General features: G+C 65.2%; 17 protein-coding genes. 8 read left to right on the top strand and 9 right to left on the bottom strand.

The window, feature by feature from the left end:
- Positions 1-16 precede the first annotated feature (16 nt).
- The 6 genes from ACNJYB_RS12190 to ACNJYB_RS12165 form a co-directional block, all read right to left on the bottom strand.
- Positions 17-721, bottom strand: a complete 705-nt coding sequence (locus tag ACNJYB_RS12190; protein ID WP_439374183.1) for an ABC transporter ATP-binding protein — start codon at positions 719-721, stop codon at positions 17-19.
- Positions 705-1436 (bottom strand): ABC transporter ATP-binding protein, encoded by a 732-nt coding sequence (locus tag ACNJYB_RS12185; protein ID WP_439374182.1) that lies wholly within the window; start codon positions 1434-1436, stop codon positions 705-707. Before ACNJYB_RS12185 ends, ACNJYB_RS12190 begins: the two co-directional genes overlap by 17 nt.
- Positions 1433-2413 (bottom strand): branched-chain amino acid ABC transporter permease, encoded by a 981-nt coding sequence (locus ACNJYB_RS12180; protein WP_439374181.1) that lies wholly within the window; start codon positions 2411-2413, stop codon positions 1433-1435. Before ACNJYB_RS12180 ends, ACNJYB_RS12185 begins: the two co-directional genes overlap by 4 nt.
- Positions 2413-3246 (bottom strand): branched-chain amino acid ABC transporter permease, encoded by an 834-nt coding sequence (locus ACNJYB_RS12175; RefSeq protein WP_246583944.1) that lies wholly within the window; start codon positions 3244-3246, stop codon positions 2413-2415. Before ACNJYB_RS12175 ends, ACNJYB_RS12180 begins: the two co-directional genes overlap by 1 nt.
- A 77-nt stretch (positions 3247-3323) precedes the next feature.
- Positions 3324-4568 carry an ABC transporter substrate-binding protein gene (locus ACNJYB_RS12170; protein ID WP_439374180.1) on the bottom strand — a complete coding sequence of 415 codons (1245 nt, stop codon included), beginning with the start codon at positions 4566-4568 and terminating at the stop codon, positions 3324-3326.
- A 92-nt stretch (positions 4569-4660) separates the two neighbouring features.
- The gene (locus tag ACNJYB_RS12165) at positions 4661-5476 is read right to left on the bottom strand and encodes a putative hydro-lyase (RefSeq protein ID WP_439374179.1); all 816 of its coding nucleotides are present in this window, start codon (positions 5474-5476) and stop codon (positions 4661-4663) included.
- Positions 5477-5596: 120 nt separating this feature from the next.
- Between ACNJYB_RS12165 and ACNJYB_RS12160 the strand changes: the two genes are divergently transcribed.
- The 4 genes from ACNJYB_RS12160 to ACNJYB_RS12145 are packed head-to-tail and all read left to right on the top strand — an operon-like array spanning position 5597 to position 9806.
- Entirely contained in the window at positions 5597-6514 is a 918-nt protein-coding gene (locus tag ACNJYB_RS12160; protein ID WP_439374178.1) for a LysR family transcriptional regulator, read from the top strand.
- A gap of 31 nt (positions 6515-6545) precedes the next feature.
- Complete coding sequence (locus ACNJYB_RS12155; protein ID WP_439374177.1) at positions 6546-7796, top strand: Zn-dependent hydrolase; 1251 nt, start codon at positions 6546-6548, stop codon at positions 7794-7796.
- 12 nt (positions 7797-7808) lie between these two features.
- Positions 7809-8720 carry an NAD(P)-dependent oxidoreductase gene (locus ACNJYB_RS12150; protein ID WP_439374176.1) on the top strand — a complete coding sequence of 304 codons (912 nt, stop codon included), beginning with the start codon at positions 7809-7811 and terminating at the stop codon, positions 8718-8720.
- A 12-nt stretch (positions 8721-8732) separates the two neighbouring features.
- Positions 8733-9806, top strand: coding sequence for a malate/lactate/ureidoglycolate dehydrogenase (locus ACNJYB_RS12145; protein WP_439374175.1), 1074 nt, complete (start codon positions 8733-8735; stop codon positions 9804-9806).
- A gap of 81 nt (positions 9807-9887) precedes the next feature.
- Here the strand turns inward: ACNJYB_RS12145 and ACNJYB_RS12140 are convergent, their stop codons facing one another.
- The gene (locus ACNJYB_RS12140) at positions 9888-10961 is read right to left on the bottom strand and encodes a tartrate dehydrogenase (RefSeq protein WP_439374174.1); all 1074 of its coding nucleotides are present in this window, start codon (positions 10959-10961) and stop codon (positions 9888-9890) included.
- A gap of 158 nt (positions 10962-11119) precedes the next feature.
- Here ACNJYB_RS12140 and ACNJYB_RS12135 point away from each other — a divergent pair, with 158 nt between their 5' ends.
- Together ACNJYB_RS12135 and ACNJYB_RS12130 are read left to right on the top strand one after the other, a co-directional pair.
- Positions 11120-11887 carry an SDR family oxidoreductase gene (locus ACNJYB_RS12135; protein WP_439374173.1) on the top strand — a complete coding sequence of 256 codons (768 nt, stop codon included), beginning with the start codon at positions 11120-11122 and terminating at the stop codon, positions 11885-11887.
- A 116-nt stretch (positions 11888-12003) separates the two neighbouring features.
- Complete coding sequence (locus ACNJYB_RS12130) at positions 12004-13422, top strand: amidase (protein WP_439374172.1); 1419 nt, start codon at positions 12004-12006, stop codon at positions 13420-13422.
- A 67-nt stretch (positions 13423-13489) separates the two neighbouring features.
- Here ACNJYB_RS12130 and ACNJYB_RS12125 read toward each other — a convergent pair whose 3' ends face one another.
- The gene (locus ACNJYB_RS12125; RefSeq protein ID WP_439374171.1) at positions 13490-14596 is read right to left on the bottom strand and encodes an amino acid ABC transporter permease; all 1107 of its coding nucleotides are present in this window, start codon (positions 14594-14596) and stop codon (positions 13490-13492) included.
- 2 nt (positions 14597-14598) lie between these two features.
- On the bottom strand, positions 14599-15783 hold the full coding sequence (locus ACNJYB_RS12120) for an amino acid ABC transporter permease (protein ID WP_439374170.1): 1185 nt from the start codon (positions 15781-15783) through the stop codon (positions 14599-14601).
- An 87-nt stretch (positions 15784-15870) separates the two neighbouring features.
- Between ACNJYB_RS12120 and ACNJYB_RS12115 the strand changes: the two genes are divergently transcribed.
- Together ACNJYB_RS12115 and ACNJYB_RS12110 are read left to right on the top strand one after the other, a co-directional pair.
- A complete protein-coding gene (locus ACNJYB_RS12115; RefSeq protein ID WP_439374169.1) occupies positions 15871-16740 on the top strand; it encodes a MurR/RpiR family transcriptional regulator in 870 nt (289 codons plus the stop codon).
- Between the two features lie 3 nt (positions 16741-16743).
- On the top strand, positions 16744-18093 hold the full coding sequence (locus ACNJYB_RS12110) for an aspartate aminotransferase family protein (RefSeq protein WP_439374168.1): 1350 nt from the start codon (positions 16744-16746) through the stop codon (positions 18091-18093).

Below are 18093 nucleotides of genomic sequence, written 5' to 3'. Positions count from 1 at the left end.
GGATCCTAGCGAGCGGCTACAATCCCAGATACGCCTTCCTGACGTCCGGATTGCCCTTGATCTCCGCGGACGGGCCCTGCATCAGCACGCGGCCGGTCTGCAAGATGTAGGCGCGGTCGGCGATCTCCAGGCACTCGGCCAGGCGCTGCTCGACGATCAGCACGGTCATGCCGGCGTCGCGGATGCGCTTCACCGCCTGGAAGATTTCATCCACCAGCTTCGGCATGATGCCTTGCGAGGGCTCGTCCAGCATCAACAGCCGCGGGCGGGTCATCAGCGCGCGGCCAATGGCGAGCATCTGCTGCTCGCCGCCGGAGAGCGTCTCGGCGCGCTGCTCCAAACGCTCCTGGAGACGCGGAAACAGGTTGAAGACGAGATCGAGCGGCCCCTCGCGGTTCGCATCACCGCGGTAGAGATAGCTGCCGAGGCGAAGATTGTCGCGCACCGACAGGCGCGGAAACAGGCGGCGGTTCTCCGGCACATAGGCGATGCCTGTTGCGGTGATGAGATGCTGCGCCATGCCGTCGAGGCGCTTGCCGTCGAACGTCACCGTGCCCGAGCGCGGACGCTCGGCGCCGGCAATGGATTTCAGCAGCGTCGACTTGCCCGCGCCATTGGCGCCGGCCACGCAGACGATCTCGCCCTTCTGTACCTCGATCGAGACCGCGGAGATCGCAACCAGGCCCTGATAGGCGGTGGTGACTTCACGCACCGACAGCATGACGATCTCCCAGATACGCGCTGATCACCTTGGGATCGCGGACGACGTCGGAAGGCTTGCCCTCGGCCAGCACCTTGCCGAGGTCGAGCACGATGGCACGGTCGACCAGCGGCATCACGATCTCCATGACGTGTTCGACCATCAGCACGGTGACGCCGGTCTCGCGGACCTTGCGCACCAGCGCGACGCCGGTCTGCGCCTCGGTGGGCGTCAGGCCGGTGAGAACCTCGTCGAGCAGCAACAGCTTCGGCTCGGTCGCGACCGCACGCGCGACTTCGAGGCGGCGCTTCTCCGCCGGCACGAGGTCGCTCGCGAGCACGTCGGCGCGCGCGGCAAGGCCGGTGAATTCCAGCACCTCATGCGCCTTGCGGCGGGCCTCGCGCATCACGGTGTTGCGCACGAGCGCGCCAACGATGACGTTGTCGATGACCGTCATGGTCTCGAAGCTCTTCACGACCTGGAAGGTGCGACCGATCCCGCGCTGGCAGCGCGCGGCCGCCGGCAGATTGGTGACGTCCTCGCCATCGAAGATGATCGAGCCCTGGGTTGGCGGCAACACGCCGGCGATCAAATTGAACAGCGTCGACTTACCGGCGCCGTTCGGGCCGATCAGGCCGACGATCTCGCCGCGGCCAACCGAGATCGAGACGTCGCTGTTGGCTATCAGGCCGCCGAAGCGCTGCCAGACGCCGCGCGTTTCCAGGAGCGTCGTCATCGCGTGGCCTCCTTGCGCCGGCGCGAGAACAGGCCAACCAGCCCTTCCGGCCGCGCGAGTGCGATCAGGACGATCAGCGCGCCGTAGACGATGAGGTCGACGCCGCGGCCGGAGCCGCCGATATAGGACCGCGTCAGCTCGGTGATCGGGATCAGGATGACGGCGCCGAGCATCGGCCCCCACAGCGTGCCGATGCCGCCGAGCACTGCCGGCAACGCCATCAAGAGCGAGAACTGGAAGCCCATGACGCTTCCGGGATCGATGTAGGAAACGAACTGCGCATAGAAGCTGCCGCCGACCGCGACCAGGAAGGCGGAGACCGCCGCCGCGCCCATCTTCGAGTTGAATACGACGACGCCGAGGCTCTCGGCCGCCTGCGGATTGTCCTTCACCGCGCGCCACCAATAACCCCATTTCGAATCTTCCAGCCACCAGGTGACGAACCAGGCGACGCAGGCGAGCGCCAGCGCGAAGTAGAAGTATGGCAGCTTCGAGCGCGTGAACTGGAATTTCAGCCAGCTGTCGCCGCGCACGGGAATGTCGATGCCAAGGGCCGCGCCTGCCCAATCCCAGTTCTGGATCAGCAGCAATCCGATCTCGGCGATCACGATGGTGGCGATCGCAAAGTAGTGGCCGCCGAGCCGGAAGCAGGGATAGCCCAGCGCCATTGCGATTGCGGCCGAGATCAGCCCGCCGGCGATCATGCCGAACCAGGGCAGCACGCCGAACTTGGTGAACAGCAGCGCGGTGGTGTAGGCACCGAGCCCGAAATACAGCGCGTGTCCGAGCGATATCTGCCCGCAATAGCCGGACAGGATGTTCCAGCTCTGCGACAACGCCGCGTACATCAGCGTCAGCACCATGATGTTCTGGACGTACACGTCCTTGACGAAGAGCGGCACGATCGCGGCGACGGCGGCAAGACCGGCGGCGGTGATGAGGTCGCGGCGGCGCCGCTCGACGAATTGCTTGTCCATCACATCGACCCGAACAGGCCACGCGGCCGGATGAACACGACGAGAAGATAGACCGCGTAGATGCCGACCGATTTCAACGATGGCGGCAGGATCAGCGCAGTGGTGGCTTCGACAAGGCCGACGACGATACCGCCGGCAAAGGCGCCGAACACGCTACCGAACCCGCCGAGCGCCACCGTGACATAGGCGATCAGCGCAAAGGACGCGCCGACGTCGGGATAGATGTAGAAGAAGGTCGCCATGATGGCGCCTGCAAGCCCGACCAGCGCACCGCCGAGACCCCAGCCGAGCGCGAACACGCGGTTCTTGTCGATGCCGACGAGGGCCACCGCACCGGGATCCTCGCGCGTCGCTTCCAGCGCGCGGCCGAAATCGGTGCGGTTGATGAAGAGATAGAGCCCGCCGAACGCCGCGATCGCGACCAGCGCGCCGAACAGCTGCGGCTGCGGCAGGTAGATCCCGGCCACCGATACCGTCTTGCCGCCGAGCCATGAGTTGGGAACGCTGCGGTAGTCGGCCGTGAAGAACAGTTGCGCGAGGCCCCGCATCACGATCGCGAGGCCGAAGGTCGCGAAAATCTGCACCATGCCGACATTGGCCTTGGCACGCATCGCAAACCGCACGATCACGAGATAGACCGCCGCCCCCAGGACAAACAGGGCGGCGGCAGCCAGCGGCGCCGACAGCAGTGGATCGATCGCGAAGAACGTGAACAGGAAGAACGTCACGTACATGGCCAGCATCAGGAATTCGCCATGGGCGAAGTTGACGACGTCCATCAGGCCAAAGATCAACGCCAGGCCGACGGCGATCAGTCCGTAAAGCAGCCCCATCAGCAGGCCGCTCGCAAGACTCTGGATAATCGTTTCAGCTGTCACGTCGCTTCGTCCCCCGCCCGCAACCTGATCGCTTACTTCATCGGCCAGATTGCGTCGGCCACCGCCGCCTGCGCCGGGAAGATGGTGACGAACTTGCCACCGACATACTGCAGCAGGACCGGATCGGCATCGTTGTTTTGGCCCGACTCGTCGAACTTGACGCGCTTCCAGGGCATGATGGTCTGCTCCCCGGGCATTTCCGTCGCGGCCAGCGCATCACGGATCTTCTCGCCGTCGGTCGATTTGGCGCGGTTGATGGCGTCCGCCATGATGATCATGGCCATGAACTGTCGCGACGTGTTGTCGTTGAGGTCCTTGCCCGACTTCGCCTTGAACAGGTCGTTGATCTTGCCGACCATCGGCCGCTTGGCGGCGAGATCGAGCGAGAAGCTGCCGCGGGTGATCGCGCCCTCGAGTTTGTCGCCGACGGCGTCGTAGAGCGCTTTCTCGGAGAAGCCGGCCGCCTGGGCCACGATCGCGTTCGGCTTGTAACCGAGCTCGGCCATGGTCTTGACCAGCAGGATGCCGTCCGTGGTGTAGCTCGACGGCATCAGCACGTCGGCATTGGCCGCCTTGAGCTGCTGCACCTCGGCCGACAGCGACGGCGAGTTGGCGCGGTACTTGATGTCGGCGACGATCTTGTAGCCGCGGTCGGTCGCGAGCCTGGTCTGGGCGTTGGCGGAATCGGTGCCGAAGATGGTGTCTTCGTGGAACAGCGCCAGGGTCTGGGCCTTGGCGCCCTTCTTCCTCATCGCATCGAGGAAGTCGAACATCCCGGACGAAAACATCTCGTCATGCGGCGAGGCGCGGAAATAATACTTCAGACCGCGACGATGCAGGCTCGGCGAGGAGTTGTCCGCCGACATGAACGGAATCTGGTAGCGTTCGCAAATCTGGCTGATCGTCACCGCGACCGCGCTTTGATAGGAACCGAGGATGGCGCAGACCTTCTCCTGCGTGATCAGTCGCTCGGCTTCGGCGCGTCCCTTCTGCGGATCGCCCTGGGTGTCGGCGTAGACAATACGGATCTTGGTACCGCCAAGCCCCGGCAAGCCCACGCCCTTTGCCAGCGGAAGCTCGAAGTCCTGATCGTTGTTGATGATGTCGATCGCGGTCTCGAACGCACGCTGCGCATCGACGCCCACCTGGGCGCCGGAGCCCGACAGCGGATAGGTTGCGCCGATCACCACTTCAGAAGTTTGCGCACGCGCAGCCAGCGGCAGCAGCGCTGCGGCGGCGGTAGCTCCGAGCAAAACGTCGCGGCGAGTGATCGTCATTGGCAAAGTCCCCTGTTATCCGAATTTTGCGCGTATCGAATGAAGCGATTGGCAGATAGCGTAAAGCCTGAAGAAGCAGCAAACGCTGCCCATTAAATCACGGCCATGGTCCTGTTCTTCAGATCCGTCACCAGCATCAGGCCGGGCGAATGCGTGATCGCGAACGGCAGCTTCGCGGCGTTGATCACCGATTGCGGCGTCACGCCGCAGGCCCAGAATACCGGAATCTCGTCGTCGGCGACAGGTACGGGATCGCCGTAGTCGGGCTTGGCGATGTCCTTGATGCCGATCAGGTGCGGATGGCCGAGATGCACGGGCGCACCATGCACTGCGGGATAGCGCGAGGTGATCTGCACCGCGCGGATCGCATCGGCCGGCTTGAACGGGCGCATCGACACCACCATGGGGCCGGCGAACGGACCAGCCTCGCCGCAGGCGATGTTGGTGCGGTACATCGGCACGCGCACGTTCTGCTCGATGTGGCGGATCGGCATGCCCTCGTCGAGCAGCGCCTCTTCGAACGAGAACGAGCAGCCCAGCACGAAAGTCACGAGATCGTCGCGCCAGTAGCTCTTGACGTCGGTCGGCTCGGCGACGACTTCGCCGTCGCGCCAGACGCGGTAGCGGGGAACGTCGGTGCGGATGTCGAGATCGGCGCCCAGCGCGGGGATATACGGGCTGCCGACGTCGGACATGCCGATGATCGGGCACGGTTTCGGATTGAGCTGGCAGAAGCGGTGAAAGGCGCCGGCATATTCGGCCGGCAGGATCGCCAGATTGCCCTGGACGAAGCCGGGGGCGACCCCTGCGGTCGACCCCACCTCGCCGGCGCGATACGCGAGCCGCGCCTGGCGGCTCGGAAGGGTGTCGGGTGTTTCAGTTTGCTGCGCTGCCACCAAAACAGTCATGAGATCGACCTGCCTATAAACTCGACAAAGACAAGCCAACACCAAGCATGCTATAAAGTCTAATCTTCCTTTCTAATCAATATCGATAAATCGAATTTATCGATTGGGAAAATCCTTCCAATGCTGGACTTCAGGTCGCTCGAGACGTTCCTCTGGGTTGTGAAGCTCGGCAGCTTTCGGGGCGCCGCCGCACGGCTCAACACCACCCAGCCGGCGATCTCCCAGCGTATCGCCCAGCTCGAGCGCGAGATGGGCGTGAAGCTCCTGAACCGCGACCATCGCGTGGCCTCGCCGACCCCGAGCGGCCGGCAGATGATGGTCTACGCGGAGAAACTGATCGGCCTGCGCGCGGAGATGATGGCAGAGATCGGCGATCGTTCCGCAATGCGCGGCGTGATGCGGCTCGGCGTCGCCGAAACCATCGTGCACACCTGGCTGCCGCGCCTCGTGAAGAGCGTGAACGAGATCTATCCGAATCTGTCGCTGGAGATCGAGGTCGACATCACGCCGAACCTTACCGCGCGCCTGCTCGCGCAGGAGATCGAGCTCGCCTTCGTGGTGGGGCCGCTGTCGGCCTCCGGCGTGCACAACCGCGTGCTCGCCGACTACCCGATCGGATTTCTCGCAAGCCCCTCGCTCGGGCTCGGCAAGGGTCCAGTCACGCCGGCGGAGCTCGCGCGGTTTCCGATCATCACCTTCCCGCGCAAGACCAAGCCTTACGAGGTCGTGCGGGAGGTGTTCGACCGGCCGGAGCTGCCGCCGATCCGCCTGCACGCGTCCGCTTCGCTGGCGACCGCGATCCACATGGCGGTCGAGGGGCTCGGCATCGCCGTGATCCCCGATGCCATCGTCGAGAACGAGCTCGCCGACGGGCGCCTGCAGCTGCTCGACACCGATCTCGCGATCGCACCGCTGACCTTCACCGCAAGCTGGCTCGCCTCTCCCGACGTCGTTGCCGTCGAGCGCGTCGCCGAGCTTGCACGGCAGATCGCGCAGAGCAGCCTCGCGGTTGACGCGCCCGCGCTGGCGGGCCATTGAAAAGGCGCCGGACAAAAGAGAGAACGACCGCATGAGCCGAGCCGCCACGAACCTGCAAATCGATTCCGCCCGCCTCTGGGGCTCCATTCACGAGACCGCGCAGTTCGGCGCGACGGCCAAGGGCGGCGTGCGGCGGCTGACGCTGAGCGGCGAAGACAAGCAGGTGCGCGACTGGTTCCGCAAGGCCTGCGAGGATGCCGGTCTCGAGGTGCATGTCGATGCACTCGGCTCGATGTTCGGCCTGCGCAAGGGCCGCGACATGTCGAAGCTGCCCGTCGGCATCGGCTCGCATCTCGACACCCAGCCGACCGGCGGCAAGTATGATGGCATTTTGGGAACGCTTGGCGCGCTGGAAGTGATCCGCACGCTGAACGACGCCGGCATCGAGACCGAGGCGCCGATCTGCGTCGTCAACTGGACCAACGAGGAAGGCTCGCGCTTCGCACCTGCGATGATGGCCTCCGCCGCCTATGTCGGCGATTTCACCACCGATGACATCCTGTCGCGCAAGGACATCGATGGCACGACCGTCGGCGAGGCGCTCGACAGCATCGGCTATCGCGGCAACAAGCCGGTCGGCTTCCAGAAGCTCGGCTGCTTCGTCGAGCTGCATATCGAACAGGGTCCGATTTTGGAGGCCGAGGGCAAGACCATCGGCGTGGTCGATTCCGGCCAGGGCGTGCTCTGGTTCGACGGCAAGATATCCGGCTTCGAGAGCCATGCGGGTTCGACCCCGATGCCGCTGCGGCGCGATGCGCTGGCGACATTGTCGGAGATCGTGCTGGCAATGGAGGCGATCGCGAACAAGCATGGGCCGAACGCAGTCGGCACCATCGGCGAGGCCGTGATCGCAAACCCCTCGCGCAACGTCATTCCCGGCGAGATTGCCTTCACCATGGACTGCCGTAGCGCCGACAGCGCCATCATGGATGCGCTCGATCGCGATCTGCGTGCCACGATCGCCGAGATCGCCGCGCGCCGCAAGGTCGAGGTCAAGATCGATCTGGTGTGGCGCAAGGCGCCGACGCATTTCGATCCGAGGCTGATTGCGGCGGTCGAGAACGCGGCCAAGACGCTCGGCTATTCCTCCCGTCGCATCACCTCCGGCGCTGGCCACGATGCGTGCAATCTCAACACCGTGATGCCGGCGGCAATGGTGTTCGTGCCCTGCAAGGACGGCATCAGCCACAACGAGCTGGAGGACGCCACGCAATCCGACTGCGCCGCGGGCACCAACGTTCTGATGCATACCGTGCTGGCGATCGCCGGCGTCGCGTCCTGACCGGAGAGAACCATGCGCGGAGTTTTCGTCGACGCCAACGAAGCCCTCGCCCTGGTCATGGAGCGGCTAACGAGGCCCGGTGATCCCAAGGTGCGGATCCACAGGGATCCCGATATCAAGCCCGAGCAATATCCTGAGATCCTTGACGGCGCCGAGATCGCGATCGTCGACCACACGGCGCTGCCGACCGAGGTGGCGAAGAAGTGCACCGGCCTCAAGCACGTCGTGTTCCTCGGCACCGGCGCGCGCAGCTACATGAACCCGGAGGAGCTCGCCGAGCTCGGCATCTCCGTGCACCTGATCAAAGGCTATGGCGACACCGCTGTGGCAGAATCCGCGATCGCGCTGATGTGGGCCTCGGCGCGCGTCATCGCGATGATGGACCGCGAGATGCGCGCCGGAACCTGGCTGCGCGAGGACGGCATGCAGCTCACCGGCAAGACACTCGGTCTGATCGGCTTCGGCGGCATCGCCGCGGAGGTCGCGCGCATCGCTTCCGGCTCGGGCATGAAGGTGATCGCCTGGAACCGCTCGCCGAAGAGCTATCCCGGCGTCGAATTCACCGATCTCGATACGGTGCTGGCGAAGAGCGACGTCGTGTCGCTGCATCTGCTGCTCAACGACGAGACGCGCGGCATGATCAACCGCGAGAAGATCCTTGCGATGAAACCCGGCGTCATCCTCGTCAACACCGCCCGCGCCGCGATCGTCGACGAAGCCGCGATGATCGATGCACTGAAGTCCGGCCATATCCGCCATGCCGGCCTCGATGTCTTCAATGTCGAGCCGCTGCCGGTGGATCATCCGCTGACGAGGATTCCGAACGTGACGCTGTCTGCGCATTCGGCGTTCCGGACGCCTGAGGCCAGCGAGAACCTGATTGAAGCGGCATGGGTCCACTGCCGCCGGATCGTGAAGGGATAAGAGCAACAACAAATGGCTGACTATCGCACCATCAAGGCCGAAGCGCTCACCAAGGCCGTCCGCGCCATCGTCAAGGCCGGCGGCTCCTCGGACCGCGAGGCCGAGCTCGTCTCCACCAATCTCGTCGAGGCCAATCTCAGGGGGCATGACTCGCACGGCGTCGGCATGATCCCGCGCTATGTCCAGAGCGTCACCAATGGCGGCCTCGCCGTGAACCAGCACGTCAAGATCGTGCTCGACACCGGTCCACTGCTCACCCTCGACGGCCTCACCGGCTATGGCCAGGTGATCGGCCATGAAGCGATGGAGCTGGCGGCCGAGCGCGCCAAGCGCAACGGCGTGTGTCTCGTCGGCCTCTCCAACTCGCACCACATCGGCCGCATCGGACACTGGGCCGAGCAGTGCATCGACCATGGGCTGGTCTCGATCCACTTCGTCAACGTGATCTCGCGTCCGATCGTGGCGCCCTGGGGCGGCAGCGATGCGCGCCACGGCACCAACCCGTTCTGCGTCGGCATCCCGCGCAGGAGCAAGGACCCGATCGTGCTCGACTTCGCCACCAGCAGGATCGCGCAGGGCAAGACCCGCGTCGCCCACAACAAGGGCGTCGAGCTGGAGCCCGGCACCATCATCGACAATGAAGGCAAGCCCACAGTTAATCCGCGCTACACCGTGATCCCGCCGTACGGCGCGATCCTGCCGTTCGGCGAGCACAAGGGCTCGGGGCTCGCGCTCGTGTGCGAAATCCTCGGCGGCGCGCTCTCCGGCGGGCAGGTCGTCAAGGGCCCGTCCGACGGCAAGTACAACGTCCTCAACGGCATGCTCTCGATCGTCATCGACCCGGGCAAGCTCGGCACCGCCGAAAATCTCGCACGCGAAGTCGAGAGTTTTGTGGCCTGGCACACCGGCTCACCGCCCGGCCCCGGCGTCGACAAGGTCAAGATCGCCGGCGATCCCGAGCGCGAGACCAAGAAGAAGCGCCTCGCCGAGGGCATTCCGGTCGATCCGACCACCTGGCAGGAGATTCTGGAGGCCGGGAAGAAGTTCGGGCTGGATCAGGCGGCGATCGAGAAGCTCGTGGGTTAGTCGACGATAGCAACGATGTCGTTCCGGCCTGGTGCGCAATTGCGCACCGGGCTCGGACGACCCCTTGGTTAGCAGCGCGCCTCAATCCACCATATCCGCAACCGCCTTGCCGCACGCGGTGGTGTCGGCGTTGCCGCCGAGGTCCTTGGTGCGGAGCGTGCGCTCGGCGAGCGTGCGCTCGATCGCCTCGACGATCGATTTGCCGGCTTCCTTCTCGCCGAGATGCTCGAACATCATCGCGCCCGACCAGATCATGCCGATCGGATTGGCGATGCCCTGACCTGCGATGTCGGGCGCCGAGCCGTGCACCGGCTCGAACACCGAGGGGAAATCGCGCTCGGGGTTGATGTTGCCTGACGGCGCGATGCCGATCGTGCCGGTGCAGGCGGGGCCGAGATCGGAGAGGATGTCACCGAACAGGTTCGAGCCGACCACGACGTCGAACCAGTCCGGATGCAGCACGAAGTTCGCCGTGAGAATGTCGATGTGGTACTTGTCCCACTTCACGCCCGGAAACTTCTTGGCCATCGCCTCCACGCGCTCGTCCCAATAGGGCATGGTGATGGAGATGCCGTTGGACTTGGTCGCCGAGGTCAGGTGCTTCTTCGGCCGCGACTGGGCGAGCTCGAAGGCGAACTTGAGAATGCGATCGACGCCGGTGCGGGTCATCACCGTCTGCTGGGTGACGAATTCGCGGTCCGTATCGGGGAACATGCGGCCACCTACGGAGGAATATTCGCCTTCGGTGTTCTCGCGCACCACCCAGAAATCGATGTCGCCGGGCTTGCGACCCGTCAGCGGCGACGGCACGCCGGGCATCAGCCGCACCGGTCGCAGGTTCACGTACTGATCGAACTCGCGGCGGAACTTGATCAGCGAGCCCCACAGCGAGACGTGATCCGGAATCTTCGCCGGCCAGCCGACCGCGCCGAAATAGATCGCATCGTGCTTGCCGATCTTCTCCTTCCAGTCATCGGGCATCATCTGGCCGTGCTTCTCGTAATAGTCGTAGGACGAGAAGTCGAAATGGTCGAACTGCACGGAGACGCCATGCTTTTTCGCGGCCGCCTCCAGGACGCGCAGGCCTTCCGGCATCACTTCCTTGCCGATGCCGTCGCCGGGAATGACCGCGATCCGGTATTGTTTCTTGCTCATCGAAAACGTCCTTGGTTGGTCCGGCAGCCGCCGTCTTTTTGACCGCACTGCAATGGACCAAAGTCGGCGGCAGTGCAACGCTGCACTGCAATGTTGACCATGGTGCAGCGAGGCGCCTACTGATTTCATCCTGTTCCCATCCTCGCGAGTCACTCCCCATGGATCTGCACCTGCGCGGCAAGCGCGTCCTGATCACCGGCGCGTCCAAGGGCATCGGCGCCGCCGCCGCCGAGGCTTTTGCCGAGGAAGGCGCGCATCTCCTGCTGGCAGCCCGCAGCGGCGACCAGCTCAAGGCGTTGGCGGATCGCCTGCGGGCCGCGCACCAGATCGACGCCACGACGAGCATTGTCGACCTGCGCAAGGAAGAGGACGTGGCGCGGCTCGCCAAGGAAGCCGCCCACATCGACGTGCTCGTCAACAACGCCGGCGACATTCCCGGCGGCTCGATCGACGAGGCGGCCTGGCGGCACGCCTGGGAATTGAAGGTGTTCGGCTATATCAACCTGACGCGGCACATCTACGCCCAAATGAAGGCGAAGGGCGGCGGGGTCATTGTCAACGACATCGGCGCGGCCGGCGAGAAGTTCGACGCCAACTACATCTGCGGCAGCGCCGGGAACGCCGCGCTGATGGCTTTCACCCGCGCGCTCGGCGGCAAGAGCCTCGCCGACAACATCCGCGTGGTCGGCATCAATCCCGGCCCGGTCGGCACCGACCGCCACGTCACCCTGCTCAAGACACGGGCAAAGCACCAGTTCGGCGACGAGAGCCGCTACAAGGAATTCCAGAAGAGCCTGCCGCTCGGCCGCCCCGCGCATGCGCGCGAGATCGGCGATCTCATGGCATTCCTGGCGTCGGATCGCGCCGGCTACACCTCAGGCGTGATCTACACGGTCGACGGCGGCATCAGCGCCGGGTGGAGCTGACTCTATCCTCGTCATTGCGAGCGCAGCGAAGCAATCCCAGACTGTCTCCGTGGTAAGATTCTGGATTGCTTCGCTGCGCTCGCAACGGCGAATGAACAAGCACAGGAGTAAAATAGTTGTCTCAAGACCTGATCCGCGAATCCGCCTGCACCGTCGTCGACAAGCTGCGCTCCGGCGACGTCTCGCCACTCGAGCTGCTGGAAGTGCTGGAGAAGCGCATCGGTGATGTCGACGGCGAGGTGAACGCGCTGCCGATCCTGTGCTTCGATCGCGCGCGGACCAATGCCAAAGCCATGATGCAGAAGCCGGCCGGTGCGCGTGGGCTGCTCGCGGGCCTGCCAGTGCCGATCAAGGACCTGACCGACGTCGCGGGCGTGCTGAACACGCAGGGCTCACCGATCTTCAGGGACAACATCCCCGCGAAGTCCGACCTCATGGTCGAAAATCTCGAAGCCAACGGCGCGGTGGTCTACGCCAAATCGAACACGCCGGAGTTCGGCGCCGGCGCCAACACCTTCAACGAGGTCTTCGGCGCGACGCTCAATCCCTGGGATACAACGAAATCGGCAGCGGGCTCGTCGGGCGGCGCGGCCGTGGCGCTTGCGACCGGCATGGCCTGGCTCGCGCAGGGCTCCGACATGGGCGGCAGCTTGCGCAGCCCCGCGGCGTTCTGCGGCGTCGTCGGCATGCGGCCGAGCATCGGCCGTGTCGCGCATACCCCCAAATCGGGCATCGACCGCAATCTCGGCGTGGTCGGCCCGATGGCGCGCAACGTCGAGGATCTCGCGCTGCTGCTGGATGCCATGAGCGGCGACTATGCGGACGATCCGCTGTCGCTGCCAGCCCCGGCAACCTCGTTCCTGTCGGCGGCCCAGGGGGGCAAGAGGCCGAAGCGCATCGCCTATTCGCCCGATCTCGGCATCACCCCCGTCGATCCCGAAGTGAAGGCGATCACGCGCAAGGCCGCCGAACGTTTTGCGGAAGCCGGCGCCATCGTCGAGGAGGCGCATCCGGACTGGCGCGAGGCGCATGAATGCTTCCACGTGCTGCGCGCCTTCGATTTCGCGATCACCAAGGCCAATCTGCTCCGCACCAAGCGCGACCTGCTCAAGCCCGAGGTGATCTGGAATATCGAGGAAGGCCTCAAGCTCACGGTCGAGCAGCTCGCGCGCGCCGAGGCGCAGCGCGTCGACATGACCGCCCGTGCGGTCGAGTTCTTCAAGACCTATGATCTGCTGCTGACACCGACGACGATCGTGCCGCCCTTCCCGATCGAAAACCGCTACGTCGCGGAGTGCGCGGGCAAGAAGTTCGAGAACTACATCGAATGGCTCGGCATCGTCTACGCCATCACGCTCGCCTGCTGCCCGTCGCTGTCGCTGCCCTGCGGCTTCACGGCGTCGGGCCTGCCGGTCGGCGTGCAGGTCGTTGGCGCCCCGCGCGCCGACGCGCAGGTGATTGCCGGCGCCAAGGTGCTGGAGGATATTTTGGGCCTGCGCGGGACGACGCCGATCGATCCGAAGGGGAAGAAGTAACTTCCATCGCGCCCCCCGGACACGACGCAGCGCCAAGGAGTTGCTTCTTGTCCAGGGTACGAGCCCCTCACCTTCCGCTCGTCGCCTCGAGACCGCGGCTGTAGCGCGACATCGCAAAGCAGAACATGAAGTAGATCGCGGCGACGAAGATGTAGACCTCGACCGAAAATTGCTGCCAGGCCGGATCGATGATCGCGGTCTTGGCCGTCGTCAGCAGATCGAAGATGCCGATGATCAGCACGAGGCTGGTGTCCTTGAAGAACGCGATGAAGGTGTTGACCAGCGGCGGGATGACGTGGCGGATCGCCTGCGGCAACACGATCAGCCGGTGCTTACGCCAGTAGGACAATCCCAGCGCATCCGCCGCTTCATACTGTCCGCGCGGTACCGCCTGGAGACCGCCACGGATGACTTCGGCAAGATAGGCACCGGCGAACAGGATGATCGCGATCTGGGCGCGCAAGAGCTTGTCGATGTTGAATCCGGCGGGCATGAACAGCGGAAACATCACGCTTGCCATGAACAGCAGGCTGACCAGCGGCACGCCGCGGATCAGCTCGACATAGAGCACGCTGAGCGATCGGATCGCCGGCAGTTTCGAGCGGCGGCCGAGCGCGACCAGGATACCGAGCGGAAAGCCGAAGGCGAGACCGAACGTCGCTAGGATCAGCGTCACCGGCAGTCCGCCCCAGCGGTCCTGGGAGACGAAGGACAGGCCGAACACGCCGCCCCACATCAGCACGCTGATCATCGCCAGCGCGCCGATCCAGAGATAGACCAGCTCACGCCGCCATAGGGCGCGGCGGGTGGAGAGGTAATAGAGCGCGATGAATAGCACGACCGACAGCGCCGGCCGCCACTGCTGGTCGAAAGGATAGGTGCCGAACAGGATGAAGCGGTACTTTTCCGGGATGATCGCCCAGCAGGCACCGACGCCACGCACGGCGCGGCAGGCGCTGGAATCGTTCGCCGGCGTCAGCCACACCGCGTTGGCGATGCCCCATTGCACGATGCTGAAAATGGCCTTGGCGAGGATCGCCAGCAGCACGACCGTGATAATCCCATTCGGGATCGACGAGAACAGATTCTTGCGCAGCCAACGCAGCACCGGATTGCCCATCTGCGGCCGGCGAGCGGCGCGGGGGGTATCGGGGGTGTCGGTGATCGCGGTCATGCTCAGCGCTCAACCAGCGCGATGCGCGCGTTGTACCAGTTCATGAAGAAACTGATGGAAAGGCTGATGGTCAGGAACACTGCCATGATCAGCGCGATGGCCTCGATCGCCTGCCCGGTCTGGTTCAGCGTGGTGTTGGCAACCGAGACCACGTCCTGATAACCGATCGCGACCGCGAGCGAGGAGTTCTTGGTCAGGTTGAGATACTGGCTCGTCATCGGCGGCACGATCACGCGCAGCGCCTGCGGCAGGATAATCTGCCGCAGCATGAAGCTGCGGCGCAGGCCGAGCGCGTTGGCGGCGTCCCACTGGCCGCGCGGCACGGACTGGATGCCGCTGCGCACGATCTCGGCGATGAAGGCCGAGGTGTAGGTCACGAGCGCGATCAGCAGCGCGAAATATTCCGGTGCGAGCGTCATCCCGCCGACGAAGTTGAAGCCGCGCAATTGCGGCCATTCGATCGTCCAGGGCACGCCGAGCACCAGCGAGACGACCGCCGGCAGCGCGACAATGAGGCCGAGCGCAAAGGGCCAGCCCGGCCGGGGCCTGCCGTCGCGCATCTGCTTGGCGATCAGCCGTCGCCGGATGACATAGAACACGATCAAGCCCAGCACCGCCGTGCCGAGCACCCAGAGGTGAGGCGAGCCGATCGGGATCGCCGGCAGGATCAGGCCGCGATTGGAGAGGAACACGCCCTCGACGGGCCGCCACGCCGCGCGCGCGGCCGGCAACGCCTGCATCAGCACGTACCAGAACAGCAGTTGCAGCAGCAGCGGGATGTCGCGGAGGGTTTCGACATAGACCGCGGCGAGCCGCGACAGCAGCCAATTGGCCGACAGCCTGGAGATGCCGATCAGTGTGCCGAGGACGGTCGAGAGCACGATGCCGATCACCGCGACCCGCAGCGTGTTGGCGATCCCGACGACGAAGGCCCAGAGGTAGGTATCCCTCGGATTGTAGGCGAGCAGGCTGTCGGCAATGGGCATGCCTGCCTCGCGGCCGAGGAAGGCGAAGCCCGTGGTGATACGGCGGGCCGACAGGTTGGCGACGGTGTTGGACCAGAGGAAGGCGATCACCCCGACCGCCATCCCGACCACCAGCACCTGCCAGAACAGGCCCTTCAATTCGTTGCGCCCGAGCGCGAAGAAGCGGCGCGGCGGGGGCGGTCTGGGATCATCGGCGGTCACAGCGCAAAATTCCTTCTCAAGTGCAGCGATTTCCGGCGACGCACGTCAACTGTTGCACCAAACCTCGTTTCATGCAACAAATGTTTCATGGCCGAGCCCACGAAATCCTCGCCCCTGAGCGAACTGCGCATCGCATTGCCATCGCTCCCCCTGCGGTTGCAGGAGGTCGGCCGTTTCGTGGCGGCCAATGATTACGATGCCACCACCCGTTCGATGCGCGATCTCGCGGCCAAAGCCGGCGCCGATCCCGCGGCGTTCACCCGGCTCGCCAAGGCCATCGGCTATTCAGGTTGGGACGAGCTGCGCGCGGCGTTGACCGAGGCGCGGCGGCCGTCGCAGACCTCGCCCTTCTCTGGCCGGGCGAAGAGCCGCCACGGCCCCAAAGCCGATGTCGCGCTCGTCATCCACAAGCTCGAAGCCGAGGCCGCCGGCCTTCCACGCATTCCGGCACATCCCATTGCAGAAGCCGCCCGCGCGCTGCACGATGCGAAGCGGATATGGATCGCAGGCTATCGCAGCTGCCGCAGCGTGGCGGAGCTCTTGAATTACGAGCTGCGCCTGTTCCGCCCCGAGCAGGTGCAGCTCGTCGGTGCATCCGGTCCCGACGATCTCGATCTCGGCGCGTTCCGTCCCGGCGGAGCCGTCATCGTCATCGGCTTCCTGCCTTACACGCATGCGAGCGTTCGTGTCGCGCAGGCCGCTCATCGCAGCGGCGCAACGCTGATCGCGATCGCCGACAGCCTCGCGGCGCCGATGGCCGAGGGCGCCGACCACGTGCTGCTGTTCGAGGCGGCCTCCTCGCCCGGCTTCTTCCCGAGCCTGACGGGCGCCATCGCGATCGCGCAATCGCTCGCGGCGGTGACATTCTCGCTCGGCGGCGTCGCCGCCAAGAAACGTCTGGAAAATACCGAGGCACGGCTTGCCGCGACCTCCACCTACGTCTCGGAGAAAGGTTGACCCATGACCACTTGCACCAGCCGCGTGCTGCATCGCTCGCTGCGCGAAAAGCCCCCCACGGCGATCGGCGGCGAAGGCGTCTATCTGTTTGCGGAGGACGGCCGCCGCGTGATCGACGCCTCCGGCGGGGCCGCAGTCTCCTGCCTCGGCCACCAGCATCCGCGCGTGATCGCGGCGATGGCGAAACAGGCCTCGACGCTCGCCTATGCCCACACCGCCTTCTTCTCCTCCGGCCCGGCCGAGGCGCTGGCCGAGAGGCTGGTCGGGCACGAGCCGGGTGGCCTCGCCTACGCCTATTTCGTCAGCGGCGGGTCGGAAGCGATCGAGGCCAGCATCAAGCTGGCGCGGCAATATTTCATCGAGTGCGGCGAGCCGCAACGGCAGCATTTCATCGCCCGGCGGCAGAGCTACCACGGCAATACGCTCGGCGCGCTCGCCGCCGGCGGCAATGCCTGGCGCCGTGCGCCCTACGCGCCGCTGCTCTCGGCCGCGTTCAGCCATGTGACGCCGGCCTTCGCCTATCACGAGAAGCACGAGCATGAATCCGACGCGCAGTTCGTGGCGCGGCTGGCCGCGGAGCTCGAAGCCGAGTTCCAGCGGCTTGGTCCTGATACCGTTGCGGCGTTCCTCGCCGAGCCCGTCGTCGGCGCCACGGCCGGCGCGGTGACCGCACCGGACGGTTACTTCAAAGCGATACGCGAGATCTGCGACCGCCATGGCGCGCTGCTGATCCTCGACGAGGTCATGAGCGGCATGGGCCGCACCGGCACGACGCACGCCTGGGAACAGGAAGGCGTCGCGCCGGACATCCAGGCGATCGCAAAGGGGCTCGGCGGCGGCTACCAGCCGATCGGCGCGATGCTCGCGAGCGGCAAGATCATCGACATCATCCGCTCCGGCTCGGGCGCATTCCAGCACGGCCATACTTACCTCGCCCACCCGCTAGCCTGCGCCGCCGCACTCGCAGTGCAGGATGTGATCCGCGAGGACGGCCTGCTCGACCGCGTCAAGGAACGCGGCCGGCAGCTCGAGCAGCGCCTGACTGAGCGCTTCGGCAACCACCGCCATGTCGGCGACATCAGGGGCCGCGGGCTGTTCTGGGCGATCGAGCTGGTCGCCGATCGTGCGAGCCGCGCTTCGTTCGATCCCGCGCTCAAGCTGCATCAGAAGATCAAGGCCGAAGCCTTCGCCAACGGGCTCGGGTGTTATCCTGGCGGCGGCACCGTGGATGGCATCCGCGGCGATCACGTGCTGCTGGCACCACCCTATATCGCCTCGGCGGATGAGATCGATCAGATCGTCGACAAGCTCGGCACGGCCGTCGACAACGTGTTGCGTAGTGTCAATCATTGA

The sequence above is a fragment of the Bradyrhizobium sp. SMVTL-02 genome, from assembly GCF_051853005.1.
GTDB lineage: Bacteria > Pseudomonadota > Alphaproteobacteria > Rhizobiales > Xanthobacteraceae > Bradyrhizobium.
The sequence above is the reverse complement of the archived record's forward strand: the minus strand, read 5'-3'. Positions and strand labels throughout refer to the sequence as shown.

What these genes read in the sequence shown, in the direction of transcription:
- ACNJYB_RS12110 (WP_439374168.1), top strand. Translation starts at nt 16,744, where the DNA reads ATGACCACTTGCACCAGCCGCGTGCTGCATCGCTCGCTGCGCGAAAAG.
- ACNJYB_RS12190 (WP_439374183.1), bottom strand. Translation starts at nt 721, where the DNA reads ATGCTGTCGGTGCGTGAAGTCACCACCGCCTATCAGGGCCTGGTTGCG.
- ACNJYB_RS12185 (WP_439374182.1), bottom strand. Translation starts at nt 1,436, where the DNA reads ATGACGACGCTCCTGGAAACGCGCGGCGTCTGGCAGCGCTTCGGCGGC.
- ACNJYB_RS12150 (WP_439374176.1), top strand. Translation starts at nt 7,809, where the DNA reads ATGCGCGGAGTTTTCGTCGACGCCAACGAAGCCCTCGCCCTGGTCATG.
- ACNJYB_RS12135 (WP_439374173.1), top strand. Translation starts at nt 11,120, where the DNA reads ATGGATCTGCACCTGCGCGGCAAGCGCGTCCTGATCACCGGCGCGTCC.
- ACNJYB_RS12125 (WP_439374171.1), bottom strand. Translation starts at nt 14,596, where the DNA reads ATGACCGCGATCACCGACACCCCCGATACCCCCCGCGCCGCTCGCCGG.
- ACNJYB_RS12165 (WP_439374179.1), bottom strand. Translation starts at nt 5,476, where the DNA reads ATGACTGTTTTGGTGGCAGCGCAGCAAACTGAAACACCCGACACCCTT.
- ACNJYB_RS12145 (WP_439374175.1), top strand. Translation starts at nt 8,733, where the DNA reads ATGGCTGACTATCGCACCATCAAGGCCGAAGCGCTCACCAAGGCCGTC.
- ACNJYB_RS12160 (WP_439374178.1), top strand. Translation starts at nt 5,597, where the DNA reads ATGCTGGACTTCAGGTCGCTCGAGACGTTCCTCTGGGTTGTGAAGCTC.
- ACNJYB_RS12155 (WP_439374177.1), top strand. Translation starts at nt 6,546, where the DNA reads ATGAGCCGAGCCGCCACGAACCTGCAAATCGATTCCGCCCGCCTCTGG.
- ACNJYB_RS12140 (WP_439374174.1), bottom strand. Translation starts at nt 10,961, where the DNA reads ATGAGCAAGAAACAATACCGGATCGCGGTCATTCCCGGCGACGGCATC.
- ACNJYB_RS12115 (WP_439374169.1), top strand. Translation starts at nt 15,871, where the DNA reads ATGGCCGAGCCCACGAAATCCTCGCCCCTGAGCGAACTGCGCATCGCA.
- ACNJYB_RS12180 (WP_439374181.1), bottom strand. Translation starts at nt 2,413, where the DNA reads ATGGACAAGCAATTCGTCGAGCGGCGCCGCCGCGACCTCATCACCGCC.
- ACNJYB_RS12170 (WP_439374180.1), bottom strand. Translation starts at nt 4,568, where the DNA reads ATGACGATCACTCGCCGCGACGTTTTGCTCGGAGCTACCGCCGCCGCA.
- ACNJYB_RS12175 (WP_246583944.1), bottom strand. Translation starts at nt 3,246, where the DNA reads ATGGGGCTGCTTTACGGACTGATCGCCGTCGGCCTGGCGTTGATCTTT.